5 protein-coding genes and 1 pseudogene are annotated in these 4,191 nt (G+C 71.3%); all 6 read left to right on the forward strand.

The features are described from left to right. Positions 1–155 precede the first annotated feature (155 nt). Positions 156–1,037, forward strand: a complete 882-nt coding sequence (locus AD428_RS23505) for a phosphoribosylaminoimidazolesuccinocarboxamide synthase (protein ID WP_053246761.1) — start codon at positions 156–158, stop codon at positions 1,035–1,037. 198 nt (positions 1,038–1,235) lie between these two features. Beyond that, positions 1,236–1,397 carry a DUF5993 family protein gene (locus AD428_RS27275; protein WP_235491099.1) on the forward strand — a complete coding sequence of 54 codons (162 nt, stop codon included), beginning with the start codon at positions 1,236–1,238 and terminating at the stop codon, positions 1,395–1,397. A gap of 7 nt (positions 1,398–1,404) precedes the next feature. Continuing rightward, a pseudogene (locus AD428_RS23510) lies at positions 1,405–1,985 on the forward strand (disulfide bond formation protein B). Between the two features lie 95 nt (positions 1,986–2,080). Next, the gene (purE, locus tag AD428_RS23515; protein WP_053246762.1) at positions 2,081–2,602 is read left to right on the forward strand and encodes a 5-(carboxyamino)imidazole ribonucleotide mutase; all 522 of its coding nucleotides are present in this window, start codon (positions 2,081–2,083) and stop codon (positions 2,600–2,602) included. Between the two features lie 4 nt (positions 2,603–2,606). Next, positions 2,607–3,797 (forward strand): 5-(carboxyamino)imidazole ribonucleotide synthase, encoded by a 1,191-nt coding sequence (locus tag AD428_RS23520; protein ID WP_053246763.1) that lies wholly within the window; start codon positions 2,607–2,609, stop codon positions 3,795–3,797. A 3-nt stretch (positions 3,798–3,800) separates the two neighbouring features. After that, on the forward strand, positions 3,801–4,191 hold a 391-nt coding region (locus AD428_RS23525), incomplete at its 3' end, for an L-threonylcarbamoyladenylate synthase (protein ID WP_082308568.1).

Genomic DNA, 4,191 nt, shown 5'->3' on the forward strand with positions numbered 1-4,191 from the left:
GTCGAGGGCGGCGGGCCCCGGCGCGCGGACAAGCGGCGCCCATTTGCAGTAACCTATGCGCTTTGCGGCATGCGCCGGCCGCGCCCCTATCCCTTCTGTCCCGCCCCGGCCCGGTCCGCGGCGGGCATCTTCATTATTGCCATAGGCCATTCCCCGTGACTTCTGCTTTGCATCAATCCAGCATCAAGTCCTTGCCGCTGCTGGGCCGCGGTAAGGTGCGCGACATGTACGCCGTGGGCGACGACAAGCTGCTGATCGTCGCGTCCGACCGCATCTCCGCGTTCGACGTCATCCTGGACGACCCCATCCCCGGCAAGGGTCAGGTGCTGACCGAGCTGACCGAGTTCTGGCTGAAGAAACTGGCGCACATCCTGCCCAACCATTCCACCGGCATCAGGCCCGAAGACGTGGTCGCCCCGGACGAGGTGGACCAGGTGCGCGGCCGCGCCGTGGTGGTCAAGCGGCTCAAGCCCATCCTCGTGGAAGCGGTGGCGCGCGGCTACCTGATCGGGTCGGGTTGGAAGGATTACCAGGCCACGGGCGCGATCTGCGGCATCGAGCTGCCGCCCGGCCTGCAGCAGGCCAGCCAGCTTCCGGAGCCCATCTTCACGCCGGCGGCCAAGGCCGAGTTCGGCATGCACGACGAAAACGTGGACTTCGCCCACGTGGTCAAGGAAGTGGGCCAGGAAATGGCCGAGCGCATCCGCGATGTCACGCTCAGGCTCTACACCGAGGCGGCGCGCTACGCGGCCTCCAAGGGCATCATCATCGCCGACACCAAGTTCGAGTTCGGCCTGGACGAAAACGGCGCCCTGCACCTCATGGACGAAGTGCTCACGCCCGATTCCTCGCGTTTCTGGCCGGCCGACGGCTACCGCGTGGGCATCAGCCCGCCTTCGTTCGACAAGCAGTTCGTGCGCGACTGGCTCGAAACCCAGCCCTGGGACAAGACCCCGCCCGCGCCGCGCCTGCCCAAGGACGTGCTGGAAAAGACCGCGGCCAAGTACCGCGAGGCGCTCGAGCGCCTGACCGCCTGAGGCGTCCCGCCCGGCCTTCCCCCCGGCGGCCGGGCGCGCGGGCAGCGAATCTGTCCGTTCTTTTCAAATATTTCGCATTGTTACGCTATACTCCCTCTCTTTGACGGAAGGGGGAGCGGCCGTTCGCGTTCCCGCCGCGCCGGGCGGGGCCCGTCCTGGAAGTCGCAGGCGCCTGTCCTGGGGAAGAAGGAGCTGCGGATGGTAATAATCGTGTTGCCTTTTCTGGCCGGGCTGGCCGCCGTGTGGTTCGGCATGCTGGGCAGGCGCCGCGCCTGCGTGGGGCTCTGGCTGGTGTCCCTGGCCGTCTTCGGGGTGGGCCTGCGCCTGCACCTGGGCGCGCCGCTGGGCCTGTCCTGGTGAGCCGGCCATGATGTTCTCCGCCAATCCCGCGCGCGGTTCGCGCGCCGTCAACGCGGTAGTCCTGCTGGGCGTGAGCCTGTTCCTGGGGCTCGCCCTCTTCCGGCAGTTCGTGCAGGGCGAGCCGGCGTGTCCGCTCTGCCTGCTGCAGCGTGCGGCGCTGGTGCTGGCCGGGGCCGGGCTGCTGCTCAACCTGCGGCTCGGGCCGTCGCCGCTGCACTACGGCATGACCATCGCGGCCGCGCTGGCCGGCATGGCGGCGGCGGCCGCCAGATGCTGCGGCACATCGCGCCGGACGATCCCGGCCACGGGGCGCTGCTCGGCGGCCTGCATTTCTATACTTGGACTTTCATGGCCTGCGCGGCCCTCATCGCCTTCTGCGCGCTGATGCTGTGCATGGACCGCAAGTGGGGCGACAGCGCCATCAAGCGGCGCGTGCCGGCGGCCGGCGCCGCCGTCATGGCGCTGTTCTTCCTGGCCAGCCTGGGCAGCGTGGGGGGCGCTTTCGCGCAATGCGAAGGCGGCGCATGCGGCATGCGGGCCGTGGGCGCGCCGGACGCGCCCGGACAGGACGGCGCGCGCGCCGGGTAAATACCCGGTTTCGCGGCCGGCCCGCGTGCGGGCCGCGCATGGCCCGCGCGGCGGCGCCGGCGCTTTCCTCATTTCCACACCGCTCAGACACCGTTATGACAGCCAAGACTTCCGCAGGCGCCGGGGCATCCCCCGTGGCCGGCGTGATTATGGGTTCCTCCAGCGATTGGGAGGTCATGAAGCACGCAGTGGCCATGCTCGAAGACTTCGGCGTGCCCTGCGAAGCGCGCGTGATTTCCGCGCACCGCATGCCGCACGACATGGCGGAGTACGGCGCGCAGGCGCACGCGCGCGGCTTGCGCGGCATCATCGCGGGCGCGGGCGGCGCGGCGCACCTGCCGGGCATGATGGCCGCCCTTACCGAAGTGCCGGTGTTCGGCGTGCCGGTGCCTTCCAAGTACCTGCGCGGCGAGGATTCGCTGCTGTCCATCGTGCAGATGCCCAAGGGCGTGCCGGTGGCCACCTTCGCCATCGGCGAGGCGGGCGCGGCCAACGCGGCGCTGCACCTGATCGCCACGCTGGCCTGCACCGACGAGGCCCTGCGCCGCAAGCTGGTGGATTTCCGCGCCCGCCAGACACAGGCCGCGCGCGACATGAAGGTTCCCCCCGAGGCTTGACACCATGAGCGCTACGCAAGCTTTCACGATCCCGCCCGGCGGCTGGCTGGGCCTGCTGGGCGGCGGCCAGCTGGGCCGCATGTTCTGCCACGCCGCGCAAAGCCTGGGCTACCGGGTGGCCGTGCTGGACCCGGCGCAGGAGTGCCCGGCGGGCATGGTGGCCGACCTGCACATCCAGGCCGCCTATGACGACGAGGCCGGGCTCGAGCGCCTGGCCGCCACCTGCCAAGCCGTGACCACCGAATTCGAGAACGTGCCGGCCGACAGCCTGCGCGCGCTGGCCGCGCGCTGCCGCGTCAGCCCGGCCGCCGACGCCGTGGCCATCGTGCAGGACCGCATCGCCGAGAAGGCGTTCATCGCGGGGCAGAACATTCCCGTGGCCCCGCACGCCGCCATCCGCACCGAGGCCGATCTGCGCGCGGCGCCCGGCCATCTGTTTCCGGGCATCCTGAAGGTGGCGCGCCTGGGCTACGACGGCAAGGGCCAGGCCCGTGTCGCCGACCGCGAGCAGGCGCTGGCCGCCTTCGCCGGATTCGGCGGCGTGGCCTGCGTGCTCGAAGCGCTGCTGCCTCTGGACTACGAGATCTCCGTGGTGCTGGCGCGCGGCTTCGACGGGGCCTGCGTGGTGTTTCCGGCGGCCCGCAACGTGCACCGCGACGGCATCCTGGCCGTGTCCACCGTGGCGCCGGCCGCGGGAGACGAGTCCCTGGCGCGCCAGCAGGCGCGCGCCACCGAGGCGGCGCAATCCATCGCGCAGGGGCTGGGCTACCACGGCGTGCTGTGCGTGGAGTTCTTCGTGCTCAAGGACGGCAGCCTCATCGTGAACGAAATCGCGCCCAGGCCGCACAACAGCGGCCACTACACCATGGACGCCTGCCTCACCAGCCAGTTCGAGCAGCAGGCGCGCGCCATGGCGGGGCTGCCGCTGGGCGGGCCCGACCTGCTCGCGCCAGCCGTCATGCTGAACATCCTGGGCGACGTCTGGTATGCCTCGCCCGGGGCGGACACGCAGCGCGAGCCCGACTGGGCGGCCGCGCTGGCCGTGCCCACCGCCAAGCTGCATCTGTACGGCAAGCGCGAGGCGCGGCGCGGGCGCAAGATGGGCCATGTCAACGTCGTGGCGCCAACGCTGGAACAGGCCCGCGCCGACGCCGCGCGCGTGGCGGCGGCGCTGGGCATGCAGGCGCCCGAGTAAGCCATGAGCCAAGTCTCCGCCCGGGCCTCGCAGGCCGAGATCGCGCAGGCCGTGCGGCGCCTGCTCGACGGCGAGCTGGCCGCCTTTCCCACCGAGACCGTGTACGGGCTGGGGGCGGACGCCGAAAACCCGCAGGCCGTGGCCCGCATCTATGCGGCCAAGGGCCGGCCGTCGGACCATCCCGTCATCGTGCACATCGCGCCCCGGGGCGACGTGGGCTACTGGGCCGCGCAGGTGCCCGACCAGGCGCGCCGCCTTATCGACGCCTTCTGGCCGGGGCCGCTTACGCTCATTCTGAAGCGGGCCGCGCATATTCCCGACGCGGTCAGCGCCGGCCAGGACAGCGTGGGCCTGCGCTGCCCCTCGCATCCGGTGGCGCAGGCGCTGCTGGCCG

The sequence above is a fragment of the Achromobacter sp. DMS1 genome, from assembly GCF_001270295.1.

Coding starts and splice junctions, on each gene's coding strand:
- AD428_RS27275 (WP_235491099.1), top strand. CDS start 1,236: ATGGTAATAATCGTGTTGCCTTTTCTGGCCGGGCTGGCCGCCGTGTGG.
- purE (WP_053246762.1), top strand. CDS start 2,081: ATGACAGCCAAGACTTCCGCAGGCGCCGGGGCATCCCCCGTGGCCGGC.
- AD428_RS23520 (WP_053246763.1), top strand. CDS start 2,607: ATGAGCGCTACGCAAGCTTTCACGATCCCGCCCGGCGGCTGGCTGGGC.